Source organism: Mesorhizobium sp. 8 (assembly GCF_006351905.1).
Classification (GTDB): Bacteria; Pseudomonadota; Alphaproteobacteria; order Rhizobiales; family Rhizobiaceae; genus Mesorhizobium; species Mesorhizobium composti.
Genome location: NZ_CP040914.1, coordinates 1675127 through 1691818, shown reverse-complemented (window position 1 = coordinate 1691818; position 16692 = coordinate 1675127). Strand labels below are relative to the sequence as shown.

18 protein-coding genes are annotated in these 16692 nt (G+C 64.5%); 11 read left to right on the top strand and 7 right to left on the bottom strand.

The window, feature by feature from the left end; translation table 11 throughout:
* Nucleotides 1–37: 37 nt before the first annotated feature.
* The 8 genes from speB to FGU64_RS08170 all read left to right on the top strand — a co-directional run bounded on the left by speB (nucleotide 38) and on the right by FGU64_RS08170 (nucleotide 6470).
* Complete coding sequence (speB, locus tag FGU64_RS08205) at nucleotides 38–1099, top strand: agmatinase (protein WP_136355997.1); 1062 nt, start codon at nucleotides 38–40, stop codon at nucleotides 1097–1099.
* A 71-nt stretch (nucleotides 1100–1170) separates the two neighbouring features.
* On the top strand, nucleotides 1171–2250 hold the full coding sequence (locus FGU64_RS08200; protein ID WP_139955308.1) for an extracellular solute-binding protein: 1080 nt from the start codon (nucleotides 1171–1173) through the stop codon (nucleotides 2248–2250).
* A gap of 184 nt (nucleotides 2251–2434) precedes the next feature.
* A complete protein-coding gene (locus FGU64_RS08195; RefSeq protein ID WP_139952206.1) occupies nucleotides 2435–3472 on the top strand; it encodes an ABC transporter ATP-binding protein in 1038 nt (345 codons plus the stop codon).
* Nucleotides 3469–4323: an ABC transporter permease gene (locus tag FGU64_RS08190; RefSeq protein WP_139952202.1), complete on the top strand. Its 855-nt coding sequence runs from the start codon at nucleotides 3469–3471 to the stop codon at nucleotides 4321–4323. Before FGU64_RS08195 ends, FGU64_RS08190 begins: the two co-directional genes overlap by 4 nt.
* A complete protein-coding gene (locus tag FGU64_RS08185) occupies nucleotides 4320–5117 on the top strand; it encodes an ABC transporter permease (RefSeq protein ID WP_139952199.1) in 798 nt (265 codons plus the stop codon). Before FGU64_RS08190 ends, FGU64_RS08185 begins: the two co-directional genes overlap by 4 nt.
* 223 nt (nucleotides 5118–5340) lie before the next feature.
* Nucleotides 5341–5613: a hypothetical protein gene (locus FGU64_RS08180; RefSeq protein WP_230978699.1), complete on the top strand. Its 273-nt coding sequence runs from the start codon at nucleotides 5341–5343 to the stop codon at nucleotides 5611–5613.
* 70 nt (nucleotides 5614–5683) lie between these two features.
* Nucleotides 5684–5938, top strand: a complete 255-nt coding sequence (locus tag FGU64_RS08175; RefSeq protein WP_139952196.1) for a DUF982 domain-containing protein — start codon at nucleotides 5684–5686, stop codon at nucleotides 5936–5938.
* Between the two features lie 214 nt (nucleotides 5939–6152).
* Nucleotides 6153–6470, top strand: coding sequence for a hypothetical protein (locus FGU64_RS08170; protein ID WP_139952193.1), 318 nt, complete (start codon nucleotides 6153–6155; stop codon nucleotides 6468–6470).
* Nucleotides 6471–6473: 3 nt separating this feature from the next.
* Here FGU64_RS08170 and FGU64_RS08165 read toward each other — a convergent pair whose 3' ends face one another.
* Together FGU64_RS08165 and FGU64_RS08160 are read right to left on the bottom strand one after the other, a co-directional pair.
* Nucleotides 6474–9530 (bottom strand): autotransporter domain-containing protein, encoded by a 3057-nt coding sequence (locus FGU64_RS08165; RefSeq protein WP_180375657.1) that lies wholly within the window; start codon nucleotides 9528–9530, stop codon nucleotides 6474–6476.
* A gap of 417 nt (nucleotides 9531–9947) precedes the next feature.
* Nucleotides 9948–10505: a hypothetical protein gene (locus FGU64_RS08160; protein ID WP_210239060.1), complete on the bottom strand. Its 558-nt coding sequence runs from the start codon at nucleotides 10503–10505 to the stop codon at nucleotides 9948–9950.
* Between the two features lie 159 nt (nucleotides 10506–10664).
* Between FGU64_RS08160 and FGU64_RS08155 the strand changes: the two genes are divergently transcribed.
* Together FGU64_RS08155 and FGU64_RS08150 are read left to right on the top strand one after the other, a co-directional pair.
* A complete protein-coding gene (locus tag FGU64_RS08155; RefSeq protein WP_246671265.1) occupies nucleotides 10665–11642 on the top strand; it encodes a hypothetical protein in 978 nt (325 codons plus the stop codon).
* A gap of 239 nt (nucleotides 11643–11881) precedes the next feature.
* Nucleotides 11882–12445, top strand: a complete 564-nt coding sequence (locus tag FGU64_RS08150) for a hypothetical protein (RefSeq protein WP_136355979.1) — start codon at nucleotides 11882–11884, stop codon at nucleotides 12443–12445.
* 46 nt (nucleotides 12446–12491) lie between these two features.
* Here FGU64_RS08150 and FGU64_RS08145 read toward each other — a convergent pair whose 3' ends face one another.
* A complete protein-coding gene (locus tag FGU64_RS08145) occupies nucleotides 12492–13706 on the bottom strand; it encodes a pyridoxal phosphate-dependent aminotransferase (RefSeq protein ID WP_139952187.1) in 1215 nt (404 codons plus the stop codon).
* Between the two features lie 116 nt (nucleotides 13707–13822).
* Here FGU64_RS08145 and FGU64_RS08140 point away from each other — a divergent pair, with 116 nt between their 5' ends.
* On the top strand, nucleotides 13823–14704 hold the full coding sequence (locus FGU64_RS08140; RefSeq protein ID WP_139952185.1) for a LysR family transcriptional regulator: 882 nt from the start codon (nucleotides 13823–13825) through the stop codon (nucleotides 14702–14704).
* A 596-nt stretch (nucleotides 14705–15300) separates the two neighbouring features.
* Here the strand turns inward: FGU64_RS08140 and FGU64_RS08135 are convergent.
* The 4 genes from FGU64_RS08135 to FGU64_RS08120 are packed head-to-tail and all read right to left on the bottom strand — an operon-like array spanning nucleotide 15301 to nucleotide 16692.
* Nucleotides 15301–15648, bottom strand: coding sequence for a hypothetical protein (locus FGU64_RS08135; protein WP_139952182.1), 348 nt, complete (start codon nucleotides 15646–15648; stop codon nucleotides 15301–15303).
* Complete coding sequence (locus tag FGU64_RS08130; protein ID WP_139952179.1) at nucleotides 15648–16097, bottom strand: hypothetical protein; 450 nt, start codon at nucleotides 16095–16097, stop codon at nucleotides 15648–15650. The genes FGU64_RS08135 and FGU64_RS08130 overlap by 1 nt, the downstream gene beginning before the upstream one ends.
* Complete coding sequence (locus FGU64_RS08125) at nucleotides 16094–16501, bottom strand: hypothetical protein (protein ID WP_139952176.1); 408 nt, start codon at nucleotides 16499–16501, stop codon at nucleotides 16094–16096. The genes FGU64_RS08130 and FGU64_RS08125 overlap by 4 nt, the downstream gene beginning before the upstream one ends.
* Entirely contained in the window at nucleotides 16501–16692 is a 192-nt protein-coding gene (locus FGU64_RS08120; RefSeq protein ID WP_139952173.1) for a hypothetical protein, read from the bottom strand. The genes FGU64_RS08125 and FGU64_RS08120 overlap by 1 nt, the downstream gene beginning before the upstream one ends.

The following is a 16692-nucleotide window of genomic DNA, read 5'->3' as shown; positions in this document are numbered from 1 at the left end:
GCATCCGGCGGCGGCAGTCCCGCACGGAGGAACAGAGATGGGTTTCAATCAGTCGAAGCTGGATGCCTTGCGCGCCAAGTATGGCGAGAGCCACGGTGGCGAGTTGTTCGATCCGAAGTTCCGCCGCGTCGCCGACAAGATCTTCACCAAGAGTGGCACGCGCGTCGCGCCCTATTCCGGCATCCCGACGTTCCTTGCCGCGCCCTATCGCGAGATCGCGGCCGAGAACCCGGATTTCGGCGATCTGCAGGTGGCGATGATCGGCGTGCCGATGGACCTCGGCGTCACCAACCGCACCGGCTCCCGCTTCGGGCCGCGCGCCGTCCGCGCCATCGAGCGCATCGGCCCCTACAACCATGTGCTCGACTGCGCGCCGACCTACGAACTGAAGGTCGCCGACATCGGCGACGTGCCGTTCCGCAGCCGTTACCGGCTGGAGCTCAGCCATGAGGATATCGAGAAGCGGCTGAACCAGGTGGTTGATGCCGGCGTGGTACCCTTGTCAGTCGGCGGCGACCATTCGATCACCCATCCGATCCTCAAGGCCGTCGGCAAGAAGCGCGCCGTGGGCATGATCCACATCGACGCGCATTGCGACACCGGTGGCGCCTACGACCTCACCAAGTTCCACCACGGCGGGCCGTTCCGCAACGCGGTGCTCGACGGCGTGCTCGATCCGACCCGCACCATCCAGATCGGCATTCGCGGCTCGTCGGAATATCTGTGGGAGTTCTCCTACGAGTCCGGCATGACGGTCATCCATGCCGAGGAGATTTCCGGCCTCGGCATTCCGGCCGTCATCGAGAAGGCGAAAAAGATCGTCGGCGACGGGCCGACCTACCTGTCCTTCGACATCGACAGCCTGGACCCGGCCTTCGCGCCCGGCACCGGCACGCCGGAGATCGGCGGACTGACGACGCGCGAGGCGCTGGAAATCCTGCGCGGCCTCAAGGGGCTGAACTTCGTCGGCGGCGACGTGGTGGAGGTGGCGCCGCAATACGATGCGACGACCAACACGGCCCATGCCGGCGCCCAGATGCTGTTCGAGATTCTCAGCCTGATGGTGTTCAGCCCGGCCTTGAAGGGCAAGACTGCGTGAACGAAAAAGCATAAGATCAAACGGGAACCCGGGCCAAGCCCGGAGAGGGAAGGAGAACGCCGATGAAGAAACTGATGGAAACGTCGCTCAGCCGGCGCACCGTGCTCGGCGCCGGCATCGCCGCAGCCGGCACGCTCGCCATGCCGGCGGTGCTGCGCGCGCAGGACAAGTCGCTCAAGGTCGGCGTCTACGGCGGCTATTTCAAGAAATCGTTCGACAGCCACATCTTCCCCGACTTCACAAAGGCGACGGGCATCGCCGTGGAGTCGGTGGCCGAGCCGACCGGCGAAGCCTGGCTGGTGCAGCTCGAGCAGGCCGCCAAGGCCGGGCAGGCGCCCGCCGACCTCTCCATGATGTCGCAGACGACGACGCTGAAGGGCCAGGCGACGGAATTGTGGACGCCGCTCGATACTTCGAAATTCAAGCACTACGGCGACCTGCTGCCGCGTTTCATCAACAAGTATCCGGACGGTCGCGTCGCCGGCATCGGGGCGGTGGCGTGGTGGATCACGCTGGTTTCCAACACCGATGTGTTCAAGGAAGCGCCGACGTCCTGGGCAGCGCTTTGGGAAGACGACAAGAAGGACAAGCTCGGCCTGCTGGCGCTCGCCTCCAACTCCTTCCTTTTGGAAGTGACGGCCAAGACCTTCTTCGGCGGCACCGACGCGCTCAGCACCGCCGATGGGTTGGACAAGGCTTTCGCCAAGCTCGCCGAGGTGAAGCCGAACGTCCGGCTCTGGTATCGCGACGAGGCGCAGTTCGAACAGGCGCTGAAGTCGGGCGAAATCCCGATGGGCCAGTATTATCACGACGTGACGGGTCTCGCGATCGCCGATGGCTTCCATGTCCGCTCGACCTTCCCGAAGGAGGGCGGCATCCAGGATTCCGGCAACTGGTGCCTGTCGCGCGCCTCGAAGAAGGTCGACGAAGCGCATGCCTTCATCGACTATATGAGCCAGCCGTCGATCCAAAGCCTGATGTCGCGCAAGGTCGGTACGCAGCCGACGCTGAAAAAGGAGGTGCTCGACCTCAACGAGAAGGAGTTCGCGGCGGTCTCGTCGGATATCGAGCCGATCATCCCGCGCTACGACCTCTACACCTCGAAGGCCGACGAGATTAACCAGAAGTGGACCGAACTGATCGTCGGGTGAGCCTCTTTTTCCTTCTCCCCGTTCACGTGGAGAAGGTGGCCCGAAGGGCCGTATGAGGGGCAGAGCTAAACTTTCACAGCTAAGCGCCGCCCCTCACTGTCCTGCCGGGCATCTCTCCCGTTCGCGAGGAGAGGGCAAGCAGTTTCACCCGCCCAACGAACCGGCATACGGAGAAAGATCCTTCATGTCCGGCCTGTCCATCAATGCGATAACGAAACGCTTCGGTGACTTCGCGGCCGTCGACGACGTCACGCTCGCCGTCCCGCACGGCACGTTCGTGTGCCTCCTCGGGCCATCCGGCTGCGGCAAGACCACGCTGCTTCGCATGATCGCCGGGCTGGAAGAACCGAGCGCCGGCGCCATCGTGCTCGACGGCGACGACATCACGACTCTGCCGACGCACAAGCGCAACCTCGGCATGGTGTTCCAGTCGCTGGCGCTGTTCCCGCATCTGACCGTCGGCGACAACATCGCCTATGCGCTGCGCATTCGCGGCGCCTCGAAGCAGGATCAGCGCAAGCGGGTCGAGGACCTGCTTTACATGATCCACCTGTCCGGCTTCGCCGACCGGCCGGTGACGAAGCTTTCCGGCGGCCAGCGGCAGCGCGTGGCGATCGCCCGGGCGCTGGCGCTGTCGCCGAAGCTGTTCCTGCTGGACGAACCTCTGTCGGCGCTCGACGCCAAGCTGCGCGAGGCCATGCAGGTGGAGTTGCGGCAACTGCAGCAGCGGCTCGGCATCACAACCATCGTCGTCACCCACGACCAGCGTGAGGCCATGACCATGGCTGACCTCGTCGTCGTCATGGGGAAGGGAAAAATCCTGCAGGCGGCGCCGCCGATCGAGATCTATCGCAAGCCGGCCGACGCCTTCGTCGCCGACTTCATCGGCATCACCAACCTGCTTCCGGTCGAGGCGGACGGCGCTGGCCGCTCGACCGTGCTGGGGGCGGCCGTCCCCGAACTGGCCTGTCCGTCGGGCATGACGAAGGCGACGATCTCGATCCGCCCGGAAGACGTGCGGTTGACGGCGCCCGGCAAGGGCACGCTCGACGGCACGGTGACGTTCGTGCGCGACCTCGGCGGCACGATCGAGACCTTCGTCGAGGCCGCAGGCACGACCATCACGGCGGTGGCCACGCCGCGCGAGCGGCCGGACGTGCAGGTCGGGCAAAAGGTCGGCGTCCTCCTGCCGGCCGAAAGCTGCGTGGTGGTGAAGTCGTGAGACGCGAGCCGCCCAGAAGCGCGGCCGACTACGCGCCGCTGGCTTTCCCGGCGCTGATGCTCACCGTCTTCTTCGTCGTGCCGTTCTCGATCATGATCGCGGTGTCGTTCTTCAAGCGCGACCCCGCCGGCTTCTACAAACCGGATTTCGTCTTCGACAACTATGCCCGCTTCCTCTCCGCGTTCTTCGGCGAGGTGCTCGGCTTCTCGCTGATGCTGGCGGTGACGGTGGCGGCGTGCTGCATCGTCGTCGCCTTTCCGTTCACCTACCTGCTGACCAAACGGCCGCGCAGGGTGCAGACCCTGTGGCTGGTCGGGCTGCTCTCGGTGCTGTCGCTGTCGGAGGTCATCATCGGCTTCGCCTGGTCGACGCTGTTCTCGCGCACCGCCGGCATCACCAACCTCTTCGTCGCCGTCGGCCTGATGAGCGAGCCCGTGGCGCTGCTGCCGACCTTCGGCGCTGTGCTGACCGGCATGGTCTACCAGGCGCTGCCCTACACGATCCTGGTGCTCTATCCCGCGCTGGTGCGGCTCGACCCGACGATGACCGAGGCCGCGCGGACGCTCGGCGCCTCGCCGGTGCGCGCCTTCTTCAATGTGGTGGTGCCGGCCTTGCGCAATACCATCGTGGCGACGCTGATCATGGTGTTCGTCTTCGCGCTCGGCTCCTACCTTTTGCCGCAGATCCTCGGCCGGCCGCGGCACTGGACGCTGTCGGTGCTGATAACCGACCAGGCGATCTACCAGTCGAACATGCCTTTCGCCGCGGCGATGGCGGTGTTCCTCGTGCTGATCTCGCTGTCGCTTGTCGGCCTTACCCTGCTCGTCGGTCGCCGGGAGAACGCCGCATGAACGCGCTGCGCCGTCTCTATTTCCTCGCCGTCGCGCTGTTCCTTGCGGCGCCGCTGATCGTCGTCGCGGGCGTCTCGGTCAACGAGAAGCAGGACCTGACCTTCCCGCCGCGCGGCTTTTCTCTCGCCTGGTACGCGCAGATCTTCACCGACCCGGAATGGCGGGCCGCACTTGTCCATTCGCTGACGCTGGCCGTCTTCTCGGCGGCGCTCGCCGTGCTCATCGCGCTGCCGCTCGCCTGGTTCCTGTGGCGGCGCATCGCGCCCTGGGCAAACGTCTTCCAGGTGCTGGGGCTGGCGCCCTTCATCCTGCCACCGGTCATCACCGCGCTCGGCTTCCTGTCCTTCTGGGCGACGCTCGGCCTGTTCGGCCAGTTCTTCACGGCCATCGTCAGCCACGCGATCTTCTTCGTCACGCTGCCGCTGGTGACGCTGTCGCTGGGCTTTGCTTCCATCGACCGATCGCTGGTCGAGGCTGCCGCCACCATGGGCGCCGACGATCGCACGGTCGCGCGCACCGTCGTCCTGCCGCTGATCCTGCCTTATCTGATCTCCGGCTACGCCTTCGCCTTCGTGCTGTCGCTGAATGAATACATCATCGCCTACATGACCATCGGCTTCACCACCGAGACGCTGCCGATCAAGATCTTCAACGCGCTGCGTTATGGCTATACGCCGACCATGGCTTCGGTTTCCGTCTTTTTCGTCGCGGTGGCAGCGCTGGTTTTCGGCAGCATCGCCCGCTTCGGTGATATCCGGCGCCTGCTCGGCGCCCTGAACTCCGATGACAACTGACGCGCTCCGCAATCGGCCGGACTCGGCCGGCCGTCGTCTACGGGCGATGCCGGTCGCCTCCGGTTTGACTTTTCAAGCGCTTTGGCCGACACAGGCGGCATGCAACAGCGCTCCATATTCTTCAAAGGCTGCCTTCTGATAGGCTGATAGCCTGGCGTCACTACCTGCGAGAGCAAGAGCGGCGCCAGGATCAGGAGCGATACCCCCAACTCGAAATCCCTGCGTGTCCAGGATCGTGGCGCCGTTTGCGTGCGCCTGTTTCCGCGCGCCAAGCCTTTGGACTGTCACGATGACCTTCAGATACAGCTTCACCTTCCCGATCAACGGCCCGAACAAGTTGCCTCGTTTCAAGCAGTGGGCCGAGCAGCACGCCCCGGAGGTTCCGATCAGCCTGCCTCCGCAAGTCCCGGTCAAGAGCGAGGCGATGACGATCCGGTTGAAATCGGCCGAGGACCGGCAAAAGCTCTCGGCCCGGCTTCAAGAGGCGAAATTGTAGAGATCGGCGCGAAGGCGACGGGCGCGAGTCCGTCGTCTTCATCTCGCCGGTTCTTGATGAGGAGGGCGTGTTGGAAGACGTATTGTTCTCTCACCCTGTCGTTCTCAACCTGAGACCCACAGGGCAACGCAAGGTCGACAGTGCCTATGAAGCCATCGAAGCGATGCAGGACGGCTGGCCCGACCGTTCGACCCATGGCCGCGCCTATCGCAGGGCGCTTCGCACATGCCGGGATGCGCTCGATGGCTGGCAATCGGGTAGCCGCTGCCGCCGCGCCTTCGTCAAGGCAGCCCGCAGCGCCAGGCTAATCGCGCCGGGCAGGTGAGGGCCAACGCGGGACGGGCCTGCCGTATCCGCAACGGTGCCGGACGTGCCGGCCCACGGCACGGAAGCTTTCGGCGGGGCGGGTAGCGTTGACGCGCTTCGGCGCGCAATGCTAGAATTTTCGCTGCCCAGATGTACGTGGGCCTCGCTGTGGGGGCGAGGCAGTTCATCCGGCCTGGGCCTGAATCCAATGCGACTGCGTTTGGATGACGGCTTTGGGCGACCATATCTCCAGCCACTTCAACCATCGCTTTCGCTCGATCGCAAAAGTATCGACGGAGGGTGCGATGTATCTGAAAGTGGGCCCGGCGAAGCGGCAGGGCAGCGAAAAGACGATCCTGGAACAGTCGCTGCATGAACTGGAGGTTCGTGGCGACGGCGACGATGTCGAGTTGATTTTCTGCGCCAGCGGTATCTACGATAACTCGCAGTACCGCTACAGGATGCGGTTCTCCCGAAGCCAGATGATAGCGTTGCTGGAGAGGGGGCCGGGTTTAAGCAGCCGGCCGGCCTCGCACCAGCCGGCCGTGTAGTCCTCAGAACCTGACGCTGAGATTGGCTTTCGCGCCATTGTCGGTAGCATGCGCGCCGAACTGTCCGGTGTAGGAGAGGCCGAGCGTGGCCCTTTCGGAGACGGCGAAGTCGAGCCCGGCTTCGAGCACCGCGGCATCCTTCGCGATCGGGGCGCCGGCGATGGCGAAGCTGTTTGCAGCGGCAAAGGCGAAGGCTGGTGTGGCCAGCGGCGTGGTGTCGCCGAAGGCATGCCGCCAGCCGACCATGCCGCGCGCGGTGGCCGTCATGCCGCCGAGGTGGAAGCCGGTCGAGGCACGGACGCCCAGTGTGGTGAAGGTGGTGCCGGTGGTCTGGCTGGTGCCGGTGAGGGCGGCCGCACCGCCTTTCTCGGCAAAGCCGTCGGTGTGCAGGCTGACATAGGCAAGGTTGGCGAACGGCTCGAACGAGGCGCTCGCCGTGTCGATGCGGTAGCCCGCCTCGCCGAAGGCCTGGAAGGTGCCGGCGTCGTAGTCGGTGCTCAGGCTGTCGGCAAAGCCGGGGAAGGCGACCGAGCGGGCCGTCGAAATGTCGTGCCAGCTGTAGGCGAGGCCCGAGCGCAGGCCGAGCGCGCCCATCTCAGTGCCGCCATAGAGGCCGAGGTGATAGCTGTCGCTGGAGCCGGAAGAGGCGCGGCCGTCGACGTCGAAGCTCGCATGGCTGTAGCCGGTCATGATGCCGAGGCGGACGTTCTCCGCCACCAGTCCGTCGATGCCGGTGAAGAAGCCGCCGGCGGAGCGGTCGAGCCCGGCGGCATTGCCGTCGCCGTCGGTCGAGCCCCAGGAGCCGAAGACCGAGCCCCATGCCGCCACGCTTGCCGTATCGGCCGGCGCCAGCGCGTGGCTGAAGGCCGCCGTCGCAGTACCATCCGTTCCCGTCTCGCCATAGGCCAGCACCGGCGAGGCCGCCGCGCCGACGCCGGCGAAGGCAGCGCGGATGCGCTCGTTGACGGCATCGCGCAGGAAGCGGCTGTCCTCGACCAGCACCGTCCTGGCCGAGGCGTGGATCTCGCCCGAGAGCTGCGACAGCGCAGCGCGCAGAGGACCACCCGACAGCGCGAACAGCGCGTCGAAGCTGTCCGGCAAGACAACGCCGCCAACGATCGCGCTGTCGATCCCTGCCGCGACGCCCTTCTGGTTGGGCGTGACGTTGCCCACCAGCGCCGGCGATAACAGGCCGGGATCGAGCGTCAGCAGCACATCGTTGCCGGCATAGGTCAGTTGTGGGTTCCTTGCAAAATTGTTCACGGTAAGGAAATCCACGCCGGAGAAGGCGCCGTTTTCGGTACCCGCCGTCATGATCGTATAGGTCGTCGTCTTTCCGATATGCGCCAGCGGCTTCACTACGACCTTGCCGTCGAGATTGGCGGTGCCGGTGACGATGGTCTTGTCTGCACCGGCGCGCGTCACCTCGGTCAGGTAGTTCGAGCTGCCGTTGAATGTCAGATTTCCGTTGACTGTCAGCGTGCCGACCGAATTACCGGGCGCCAGCGTGCCGCCGCTGATCGCGGTGTTGCCGACCGTGCCGTTGCCGCCGAGCGCGCCGCCCGTATTGACCGAGATGCTTGAAGCCGAGGTGAGATCGCCGTTCACCGACAGCGTGCCGCCGTTGACGGTAACCGGTCCCGCGTAGGTCGACGTGCCGGTAAGCGACCAGTTGGACGAGCCGACCTTGTCGAGAAGCGTCCAGCCCGCATCGATCTGGCCGACATCGAAGGTGTTGCTGCCAGTGCCGGCGAAGCGGAAAGTGTCCGTGCCGCTGCCTATGGCCTGGCCGGTCAACGTCGCGTTCGGCCCGCTCATGACGAAGGTGTTGTTGGCGCCGCCGACAAGATACACCGCAATGCCGCTCGTACCAGTGATGCTGCCGGCATTGTTGACCGTTGTGCTGCCGCCGCCGGACATGATCCCACCGACGATCGTGCCGCTGTTGTCGATGCGACTGTTGTTAGCACTAACCCATACGCCGGCCAAACTCGTGCCTTGTACCGTCGCGCCGCTGCCCACCGAGATCTGCGCATCGTGGGTACCTCCGCCGCCGGCCAAGATACCAACAGCACCGGCAGTGATTTCCCCGTCCACCGCAACTGTGATATTATCGCCCACCGCCAGGACGCCTGCTCCCAATGCACTGATTGCGCCGGGAACCGCGACGTTAACCAAGCCAGCGCTTTGAGCTCCAATCCCGAACTGCGTTCCGCTGATCGTGCCGGCGGCCGTGACGTTGACCGCCCCGGTAACGCTGTCGACCATGATCCCGGCCTGCGTGTTGCTGATCGTACCGGCCGCCCTGACATTGACCGCGGCCGCCTGGGTGCTGACCCGGATACCCGCGCCGACGTGCCAATCGTCCATGGAAATCGAACTGCCCGCTGCGGTATCAACCGAAACAGCGTCGTCCCCTGTGCTGATCGCAGCCAATCCTGCCGTAGCCGCATGGATCGTCCCGCCGGTTTGCGACAGAGCTATACTGTCGTCTCCCTCAGACATGATGCCGTAAGCGAAAGAGCTTCCGGCACCACCGATATTCGCGTCCGATGCGATGCTCGTCGGACCGGCGACGGACGACGAAAAAATGCCATAGCCGGTCCCTGCCGTGCCGGCATTCGCGATGGTCGTACCACCCGTCAGCGTGGCCGACACGTCTCCACCCTGCATCTGCAAGCCATAGGCGCCAAGGCTGGAGAGGCTGCCGCCATTCAGGAAGATCGACGTCGCTGTGGACGAAACGGTCGCAAGACCGGCAAATCCGGAAAAGTTCGGTATGACGGGCGTGTCGGCCGTGCCGACCGCGATGGTGCCGGGCCCGGCGAAAATGCTGAGGCCTGCGGCCGCAAGGCCACCGCTGGCGCTACCATTGCCCGAATAGGTGATGTTGCCTGCAACAGACCCAATAGTCAGGCCTATGATGGATCCGGTCACTGCGCCGTTATTGATAATATTGAGGGAACCACCCGGGCCTGCCACGATACCCAACCCCAATCCGCTGATTGTCGCGCCGGCTTCGATCGTGCCCGTGGTCGCCTCGCTGGTGGCATTGATCATGACGTCCGCTGGCCCTGTCACCGTGGAGCCGCAGGAAAACGTATTGGCGTCCGAAAAGGTGCAGGCCGCTAGCGCCGGCTGGCCCGCGACGCCGGCTAGCAACACGCCGGCGAAAGCCGAGCCGGAGAGAAGGGCGCGCCTGCGCGCCGCCCACAACTGGTTAAACTGCTGCATTACCCCACTGCCCCTGATTCCCGCCGCCGCGGGAGATGAATTGCGGTTGAATACCCGTCGATCGCGATCGTCAAGCCGACGCCTGGGGCATTGTCCGCGAACAGAACCCGGCCGGGCCGAAGACGCCAGAAGACCCTGCGCCTGTCCTTTGGCTTCGCTCGAAGGCGCCGGTTTCCCCTGCCTCCCACTCGGGGCGGGAGGGCAGGCGATGGCATGGCTGCGGCTGACACAGGCGGCCGCCGCCTAGTTCGCCGGCATCTGCGGCGGAGCGAAGACGATGAAGGGGGTCTTGGGCGCTTCGCCGGGTTTCACATAGTCCGGCGCAGGCTCGCCCGGCGCCCCGAGCGACTTGACGTATTGATAGATCGACCGCAACTCGTTGTCGGTCATCGCATGCAGGCCGAACCACGGCATCGGCGGCCGCGTCTTGACCTCGTGGCCGTAGCTGACGAATTCGTCCTCACTCATCCTGGACAGGACAAGGCGGATGTTGGCGGGATAGGTCGTGCCCCACGGCCCCTGGAAGCCGACATGGCTGCCCATCAGCGCCTTTGCCGGGTCGACCTGGCCGCCGCTCTCGGCAAAACCTTCGGTGTGGCAATCGTGGCAGCCGCCGATCGTGGCGATGCGCAGTCCTTCCTTGACCGAGACGCCCTCCGCTGCGGTCGCGGCCGAGGCGGACACGAGGATTGCGAGCACAAGTCCGGTACGCAACATCTTCTTTTCCTTCCATCGTGCGGCCTGCTGCGCGTCGCGCTTTTCGACTTCCTCCGCACGGCTCGGATTCTCGATTTCGCACATGCCTCGCGCCTCCGAAGCCGATGTCTGGCGTTCGGGAACGAGTTCCAAGGCACTTGCCGGAGGTCGAATCCGCTGTTACCCCTCGTCGGGAAGCGTAATATCAGAGGGTCGTCACCGACAGGTTTTCCGGGCGGAAATTTCCTGGAAATCTTTGGATTTTTGGCGGAAATATCCTGGTGTGGGCCTGGCTTCGGGGGACGAATGGCGCAGCATATTGCCGAGAAGTTGCGGATAACCGCAGCGCTGCTTGGCGCAGTTTCGCGCAAGGATCTGGCCGCCGCATTTCGCCGGGCCAACCCGGAAACCTCGTTCGATCTCGGGCGTGCCGACAAATGGCTGCAAGGCCGTTCGCAGCCGCGCCAGCTCAGCGTCTACGAAGACTGGGCGAGGGTCCTCGACCTGAACCGTCCCGGCGCGTGGGTCGCGCAAAGCGATCTGGACGGGTTTGCCGAGGCAATCTGCGAGCGCCACGGCATCGACCGGTCGGAGCTGGAGCGTCGGATGGGCGCGCAGATTTCGTCGCCCCATCTTGTCGACCAGGGCACGGATGCGACACTGTCCGGGTCCTACGCCTGCTACTCCAAGGCACTGTCCCCGTATTATCGCGGCCAGCTCATCCGCAGCACGGTATCCATGAAAATGGACACGCGGACGCACGGCATGAGCGCCACCTATACCGAAGCTTTGCCGACCGGCTCCTTCGTCATGACGGGAGCCGTCACGCTCGCGAAACGCGGGCTCTACATACACCTGCGGGAAGCCGGCGGCGACGCGCAATTCTTCCTCAGCCTTTTCCTGCCATCGCCGCCGGGCAGCGTGCTTGCCGGCTATATGTGCGGCACGACGATCATCGGCCCGGAGCCGCTTCCCTCGGCCGCGCGCATCATTTTGATCCGGTTGCCCAGTTCGGCAACGCCGCCGGACGGATGGGGAGGTTATTTCCAACCCTCGGAATCGCTCGTCGAAGACCTGAGAGCGCTGGGCATCGGGCTGGATGGCGACGGCCGGTCGCTCGATCGCGAACTGTGGCAGTTCCTCGACGAGGACGGAAGCGCCGGGCCGTGCCAGGTTTCGGAAGCCAGTTTTCGCTCGATTGTCGGCGTGTTCGACCGTCATTGGCTACGGCATCAGGCATGAAGCACGTGCGATGATCGCATCCTGTACCCGTCCGGGCCTGCCGCTCCGATCTCGCTCAGCGCCCGATCCCGTACCCGGTCGGCCATCGTCTTGATGCCGCCCGAAACATCGGCGTCAGCTTGGCTCCCGCGCGCTTCGAAGTCCGGCGTGCGTCGCTGCCGCATTGCCGCCAAGACAGGATGTTGTATGATCCGGAAAGATCGGATGGCGATTTCGTCCAGGCGATTCCGGAGAGATCAATGCCCGCGAGCGACGTCTCGTACAGCTTGAAAGTGCTCGGCACCGAGGTTGTGGCCGGACCGGGCGAGCCGCGGCTCGTCGTCGGCTACCAGGGGCGCCGCGCGCTCGACGAGATCAGCCAGCCGCTTGCCTCGCTCGACCTCGACGGTCTGCTGGCCGGGTGCGAAGCCGTCGCGCAGGCGATCTTCCACCGGGAGTTCCGGCTCAACGACCAGGTCGACCTTCACTTCACGCTGGAGAACCGGAACGGCCTGAAAATCTGGCATACGCAGCCGACGCTCTACATGAAGTGCCCGCTCACAATGTCGATGAAGTGGTCCTGCCTGCATCTGAGCCAGATCTACAAGACCATGACGACGCTCGGCGTCATCGAACTGCCGTCGGAACTTTCCCTGGTGGGCAACACGGTGGGCGTCAACGAAACCGCCCGCGTCATCATGGATTCGATGGCCAGCGGCGTCGAATTCATGGGCAACATCATGCTGATGCGCAGTTCGATCGATCACGACGCCGAGGCCGGCCGCGGCCTTGCGGCGCATGCCGTCGCGAGCAGGACGGTCTGAGGCCGATCCTGGGAAGGTCGGGACGGCGTGGACGCCTGCGTCCCGCTCATGCGCGGTAGCGCGCAACAAGCTCGACCATCCGCTCTACGGCGCCCACCGCGGCCGCATGATCCTGCGAGAAGTTCAGGCGCACGCTGGTGGCGGAATGCGGGCTGAATTCGGTCCCCGGCGTGACTACGACCCCGGCCTGCAGACGCAGGATGCGGACAAAATCCGAAGGCGTGACGGCCATATCTGGCAGGCGCGGAAACAGGTAGCTGCCGGCCTGCGGCGTGCGGGCCGCGACGCCTTCCACCGCCCGCAGCGCCTCGAGCAGGTCGTCGCGGATGGCCTTGTGCAGGCGGGTGCGCTCGTCAATCCAGCCCTCGGGCTCGGAGAACCAGGTTTGCAGGACGGCCTGGCTGTAGCCGCCGGCGCGCAGCGAGACGATGGCCTGCAACTTCTCCATGCGCCCGACCAGCTTCGGTGAGCCGAAGGCGACGCCGAGGCGATAGCCGCTCAGCGATTCCGTCTTGGAAGGCCCCATGATGGTGACGATCTTGTCGGGGTCGATGCCGCTGGCGCGCAGGTGCGTGTAGGAGGCGTCGGAATAACGCAGGCGCGAATAGAGCTGGTCGGCGATGACGGTGACGCCGTACCTTCCCGCCAACTCGGCAATCTGGCGGATTTCGGCCTCGGAGTAGACCACGCCCACCGGATTGTTGGGATTGGAGAAGACGAGCACCTTGGCGCCCCGCCGGAACGCATCCTCCAGTTGGCCAAGGTCAAGCCCGGCGTCGGCACCGTCCTTCATGTAGTCGAGACTTACCGGCACCATCTCGCCTTCGAAGAACTCGACGAGCTTGCGATTGGCGAAATAGTCGGGCTGGACGACCGCCACCTTGTCGCCGCGCCCCACCGTACTGGCGATGGCGAGAAATAGCGCCCCTTGCGTGCCCGGCGTCAGGATCATCCCGTCAGCCGCGTCGACCGGCGCGCCGGTGAAGGCCGCCAGCTTGCCGGCAAGGTCCTCACGGATCGCGGCGGCACCGCGATATTCGGTATAGGCCTGCCGCCCGCCTGCGCGCACGCCATCGGCAAAGACCTCGAAGGAACCGGGCGTGGGGGTGAAGGCATCGACGTCGCCATGCGAGAAGTCGACCCGCGTGCCGGCGAGCGCGGCGCCGCGCATCAGGTTGTGCAGATCGCCCGTCTTCTGGCGTACCTCCTGGCCGGGCGCGTTGTCGGTGCCCAGCCGGGCGAACTTGTCATCTACGCTCATTGAAAGTCTCCGTCGGACCGCCGGCGCCGCGGTCCCGTTGTCTGGCCGTTGTAGAGTGCGAAAAGGGGATATAAAATCTCGGTTCTTGTAGCGTTAGAAGATAGAAAAATTGATTTATGGACGTTCGTTTCCTTGAGAGTTTCATCGAGGTGGCCGCGTGCGGCTCGATGGCCGAGGCCGCTCGGCGGCTCAATTTGACACCCGCCGCGGTGGCGCAGCAACTGAGGACGATCGAGCGTGAACTGGGCCATTCCCTTGTCGCCAGGGCCGGACGGACCGTGCGGCCGACGGCTTCGGGGCTTGCGGTCCTGGAAAAGGCGCGACAGCTGATCGACGATGCGCGCGCCTTACGGGTCATCGCCGCCAACGACCAGCCTGCGGGCGAATTGCGCCTCGGTTCGACCGCGTCGGGCCTGACGGGCTTTCTGCCCGGTGTGCTGACGTCCCTTCGGCGAGACTATCCGCGCATTGAGCTTTTCGTGCGGCCCGGGTCATCCGCGGACCTGCATCAGGAGGTGTCGTCAGGTGGGATCGATGCGGCCGTCATCGTCAAGCCGCCGTTCCCGATATCGAAGGAGGTCGACTGGCTGACGCTATACGAGGAACCCCTGGTGCTGATCGTCCCGGAGGCGATGGAGGTCGCCAGCGCCGAAGCCGTGATCACCGCCACGCCGTTCATCCGTTACGACCGCAACCAATGGGGTGGGCAGGTCGTGGATCGCTACTTGCGCCAGAACAGGCTGAAGGTGCGTGAATGGCTGGAACTGGACGCGCTCGATTCCATCGCGGCGCTGGTCGACCGCGGTCTCGGCGTGGCCGTCGTGCCTGACTGGCTGCCGCCGTGGCCCGAAGGGCTACGGTTGCGCAAAATCCCGTTGGCGGGCGCCGCAAGGCGCACGATCGGCGTGTTGTCGAACCGGTCGAGTTCGCGCATTGCGGCAATCCGTGCTTTTGTCGCCGCGTGCGCCGGGATTGCCCCCGCCTCTGGAAATCCATAAGCGGATATGTTCTGCCGCTGGGCGTAAATCCCCGGCGCTGCCGGCTTCGCATCCGATCGTGACAGGAACACCGGGGCTCGACGCCGGTTGGGGACGTGCTGTGTCGGCTCTGGAAGAAACGATTTTCATCATGTCGCCGCTTGGAAGCGGAGCATGTCGAGCGCAGGCATGCAATCAATCTCGGTCATCGATTTGCGAGCGAGATCATTTTGGCTCGTAAGCCAGCCTAGTCATAGGACTGGAACGGCTGGGCGCCGGCCTCTCCCGCTAGTGAGTCAGTTTTGCCGTCCAGAAACCAACGCCGATCTGTCCGAGGCTGACGCCGCGCCACAGCAAAAAGGCGGCCAACCCCTGAATACAATGGGGTGCTGGCGATGGTAGCGGAGGGCGTCTTGGCCAAGAACCACATCATCGGGTGTGGGACTTGATGGTAGCGGAGGTGCGTTCTGCGCGCATACTGGAATTCCGAAGGTCAACAAAACCCGCAGAAAACCGGGATTCCGCAACATTCATCATTGGCCGTTTCGTGGCCTGAAACGCAAAAAAAAGCCCGCCACCCCGAAGGGCGGCGGGCTGATCGGCATCAACGGCGCGATCTACTTCAATCTGGCAATCTGCGTGGCGGCGTCCGCTATGGCCCGCCGCAATTCTTCGACTTCCCCGGTGAGCGACGACCCTATCTCCATCATCCGATATCGCGCCTGTCGCTCCTTCTCATTGTCAAGCCGCGAAGCCACAAGAGCGGCGGTGTGTGCGGTCAAGGCCGTCGCCAACTCCCGAACGGCGGTATTGTCGACCAGCGCCCCGGCGACCTCTACGGCCCGCTCGACGTGTGTCGGCTGCGCCTTTCCCCACTTCTGCCCGAAATAAGCCAGGACACCGAGGATGCCCAGGCCGATGAAATTGGCGATCGGGATGATCTGTTCCGTGGGTATGCCAAACATCACCGTGCCTTCCGCGCAGCGCCGACATCAGCCCACGCCCGAAAGAGATTCCACATTTCGATGACCATGAACGTGCAGTAGGCAACCACCCCCGTCCCTGATCCACCGGCCCACCATGCCAGGCAGACACCAAGTCCGATCTGGCCCCAAAACACGCACGCGATGAAGGATGCCCCGCCGCGCAGATGCGGCGAGTAGGCGAATTGCCGAAAGGTGCCATTTACGACGAGGGCGGCAAGCCTCGTCATCCCGACCACGAAACAGACCAGCGCCCACGTCGCCTCGTCGCCGTATGCCTTTAGGACGGCGAACGAAATGGAGGTTTCGAACGTGCCGGGATCGGCCGCAAGGACGCTCGACCATCCGAGGATGGCGCCTGTCATAATCCATTCGGACACCCGCTGCGGGAAGTGTTCCGAAATCCCGCTGGCTATTCGGAGGATAATCATCGGCGACCTCTGATGGCGCTGGCGATCGCCGTGATACCCTGGCCGGCCACCTGCACGCCGAAGAACGACAGAAGAATCGTTCCCTCCCATTGATCGAATGGCGACGGGAAGGCGGCGATGCGCCAGCCGAAGGCGAAGCATGTGTCGAGCGTGACGAGCAGAAGGTGCAGGGCGAAGCATCCGGCGATCACGAATGTGATGAGGCGCATTTCCCAAAAGCCGGCCGTGGCGAGCCTGATCTCTGTCGCCTGCGCCTTCGCCGCCATCTGCGCCTCGATCGACTTGATCGCAGCGTCGGCGACGAGCTTCTTCTCGTCGGTGTCGGCCTGCTTTTTCACCTCATAGGCGCGGGTAAGCTGGCCGACGAGATCGCCGGTGATCCACTGGATGATCGCGACCCACATCAGAATAGCCACCCGGCAACGATATACATCCAGTAAAGGGCGCCCAACGCTGCGGCCGCCAGACCAGCAATGAACGGGACCATGGCGAAGTTGGTGCCGCCAGTCGGGCTATTGGCCATTGCCAGAAGAACTAGACCTGACCAGCAGATGCCGCCAAACAGAAGAACCGTCGCGAGAAGGACATCGGCCAT

Bases quoted from the DNA above. Each gene is read 5' to 3' on its own strand.
- FGU64_RS08150 (WP_136355979.1), top strand. From the start codon at position 11,882: ATGCCCGCGAGCGACGTCTCGTACAGCTTGAAAGTGCTCGGCACCGAG.
- FGU64_RS08195 (WP_139952206.1), top strand. From the start codon at position 2,435: ATGTCCGGCCTGTCCATCAATGCGATAACGAAACGCTTCGGTGACTTC.
- FGU64_RS08135 (WP_139952182.1), bottom strand. From the start codon at position 15,648: ATGTTTGGCATACCCACGGAACAGATCATCCCGATCGCCAATTTCATC.
- FGU64_RS08140 (WP_139952185.1), top strand. From the start codon at position 13,823: ATGGACGTTCGTTTCCTTGAGAGTTTCATCGAGGTGGCCGCGTGCGGC.
- FGU64_RS08125 (WP_139952176.1), bottom strand. From the start codon at position 16,501: ATGTGGGTCGCGATCATCCAGTGGATCACCGGCGATCTCGTCGGCCAG.
- FGU64_RS08165 (WP_180375657.1), bottom strand. From the start codon at position 9,530: ATGATCAATGCCACCAGCGAGGCGACCACGGGCACGATCGAAGCCGGC.
- FGU64_RS08160 (WP_210239060.1), bottom strand. From the start codon at position 10,505: ATGTGCGAAATCGAGAATCCGAGCCGTGCGGAGGAAGTCGAAAAGCGC.
- FGU64_RS08120 (WP_139952173.1), bottom strand. From the start codon at position 16,692: ATGGCCGATGTCCTTCTCGCGACGGTTCTTCTGTTTGGCGGCATCTGC.
- FGU64_RS08185 (WP_139952199.1), top strand. From the start codon at position 4,320: ATGAACGCGCTGCGCCGTCTCTATTTCCTCGCCGTCGCGCTGTTCCTT.
- FGU64_RS08130 (WP_139952179.1), bottom strand. From the start codon at position 16,097: ATGATTATCCTCCGAATAGCCAGCGGGATTTCGGAACACTTCCCGCAG.
- speB (WP_136355997.1), top strand. From the start codon at position 38: ATGGGTTTCAATCAGTCGAAGCTGGATGCCTTGCGCGCCAAGTATGGC.
- FGU64_RS08145 (WP_139952187.1), bottom strand. From the start codon at position 13,706: ATGAGCGTAGATGACAAGTTCGCCCGGCTGGGCACCGACAACGCGCCC.